This window comes from Sphingomonas sp. (assembly GCF_019242355.1).
In the GTDB taxonomy this organism is placed as follows: Bacteria; Pseudomonadota; Alphaproteobacteria; order Sphingomonadales; family Sphingomonadaceae; genus Sphingomicrobium.
Genome location: NZ_JAFAVR010000003.1, coordinates 1 through 2,226, shown reverse-complemented (window position 1 = coordinate 2,226; position 2,226 = coordinate 1). Strand labels below are relative to the sequence as shown.

Here is a 2,226-nt window from a genome sequence, read left to right as displayed (position 1 = left end):
CGCCACCCTGACCTTCACAGCCGCGTCAACAACGGCCGTTACAGCGGCTTTCGGGGCATTTGGGCCTGAGGAAAATCATGCAGCGGATGATCGAAAACTTGCGGATCGGCCCCTATGCCATGCGGTACAGCCAGTTCGTGCCACGGCTCTACAACTACTGCCGGTCGCTGGGCTTCGAGCGGGACCGGATGATGCCGTCCCGGGCATTCTGTTCCGACGAGAGCCAGGGCTATCCCGTGATCCTGCTCGCCCAGCATTTCGGCACCTTTCCCTTCGACCACGGCCGGGTCGGCGGCAAGGTCGCGGTCAATCGCCACGGGCCCTATGCCCATCACGGTGAGGACCTCGTCATCATCCAGGCGAGCCATGTCGGCTATGACGCCGACAACGGGCGGTTTGGCGTCTACAAGCGTCACCGCACCGATGGCGGCGCCATGGGCGACAATTGCGGCAAGCTCTGCGCGGTGCTGCACTGGTACCAGGAGGAATATCGCCACGCCTGCGAGCAGGTGCTGTGCGGCTCGCTCGAGGGCGAGGCTGTCGTCGTCATCGACAACCAGTATCTCGACGAGAAACGCCCGGAGGGCCTGTTTCTGCATCTCGACATGATCGTGGTTGGCGAGCCGGTGAAGGTGATGAGCACCGCGAAGGTGTTTCGCCCGTCGATGGCCTTCACCGATCGCTTCGGAGATGAGGTTTGGAAAGAGAAGCCGCGCCCGATCGGCGCGCAGCTCACGGCCGACCTGTTCTCGTTTCAACGTCCGGCGGCCTCCGATATCGAAGGCCATGACATCCTGGAAGTCGCGCTGGGACCGGCGATGCCGACGCTGGTCACCTCGAAAAATCCGGCGCTCGACGCCGCGCGCCATACCACCCAGGTCGAGTTCGACCGCACCTATCGCAGCATCCTGCGCGCCAACTGCTACGACGCCAAGAACCTGCTGTTCATTTCGGGCGTCAATATCGACATCTCGCCGCGCGAGGCGTTTCCGTTTCCGCTGATCAAGTTCGTGCCCTGGGCGGCCTATGCGCATCTGCGCGACGGCCGCAGCTTCCTGCTCGAGCAGAAAGAGCTCTCCGAAACCTTGTGGGCGCAGCCCCAGGAGAATCCCGATCGGCTATCATTCGACGAATCGATCCAGCGCATGGCGGGCGCCGACGAGATCAAGCTGCCGATCGATTAGAAAGTACAACTCGACGTCACTCCCTGAGCTCGACCGGCGAGTAATAAATCGAGTGCACGAGGTCGAGCCAAGCCTGATCGGATAGGGGGGAGCCTTGCGCGTCAGCCGCCACGCCCCGGGCAGCGAGGTCGGTCTGGAAGATCTGCGCAATGCGCTCGGCGGACAGTTGCTCATCGTCAGTGCGACCGCCGCCAGCCTTGATGCCGCCCTTCCACAAAATCGAAATCCGGATTTGCTGGTCCGGATAGCATCGGACTTCGCGACCGCCATCGCTGATGACCCAACCCCTCGCTGAATTGTGCGCGATTTGAGCGAGCGGTGAGATCGCCGGCATCTTCGCATTGGGTTCGCCGACCCAGCCGATCCGGTGATACATCCGGTCGTTGTCGGCGACGAGAGCGCGGTTGGTGAGTGGCGCGCTCACGCTTTGCTTCGCCCCACTCAGGCCGTCGGGCCAATATTCGTATTCGCCACCCGCGCCCTCATAGAACCAGACCACCGCGCCGGCCTCGACGATGCGCCAGGGCTCGAACAGGCCGGAGCTTCCCATCGCCTGCAGCAGTTGGATCGGGTAGCGATCACGCGCAGCGCCACGGAAGGAGGGGATATCGACATGGACCCCGCCGGCCGGCATCGGCGCGTTCACATTGATTGCGATCGTGTTGGGCACCACCTCCGCATCATCGAAGAGCTGCGACGCCGCTTCCCGGAAACGCGGATGATTCAGAATGAGCTCGGCGCCCTCCACCAGCGGCTTGCCGTTGGCGGCCCATGTGCTGCGAAACCAGGGAAGCGTCCCGCCGTTGGCCGCGCTGGCCTCCCGGTCGCCGCGCGTCGCGGAGACAGGCAGATAGCTGGCCAGCGCTCGGTACGGACTGTGGCGTTCGACGAGCCTGCGAATGGCGCGCGGATCATCGAACACATTCTCGATGGGAATGGCTCGCATGGCGATCGACCTCCCGAGCACTCTAATTCTGCGACTGAAACGGTCCGCATTTGGCGCCCGTGCCGAAGCGCTGATCGAAATCGACGGTGCCGCCGG

At 63.5% G+C, this 2,226-nt stretch carries 2 protein-coding genes; one reads left to right on the top strand and one right to left on the bottom strand.

The genetic code is table 11. The features are described from left to right. Positions 1 to 77 precede the first annotated feature (77 nt). Entirely contained in the window at positions 78 to 1,184 is a 1,107-nt protein-coding gene (locus JOZ79_RS00065) for a hypothetical protein (protein WP_294068890.1), read from the top strand. A 16-nt stretch (positions 1,185 to 1,200) separates the two neighbouring features. Here JOZ79_RS00065 and JOZ79_RS00060 read toward each other — a convergent pair whose 3' ends face one another. After that, entirely contained in the window at positions 1,201 to 2,130 is a 930-nt protein-coding gene (locus JOZ79_RS00060; protein ID WP_294068888.1) for a hypothetical protein, read from the bottom strand. Between the last annotated feature and the right edge of the window lie 96 nt (positions 2,131 to 2,226).

Bases quoted from the DNA above. Each gene is read 5' to 3' on its own strand.
- JOZ79_RS00065 (WP_294068890.1), top strand. From the start codon at position 78: ATGCAGCGGATGATCGAAAACTTGCGGATCGGCCCCTATGCCATGCGG.
- JOZ79_RS00060 (WP_294068888.1), bottom strand. From the start codon at position 2,130: ATGCGAGCCATTCCCATCGAGAATGTGTTCGATGATCCGCGCGCCATT.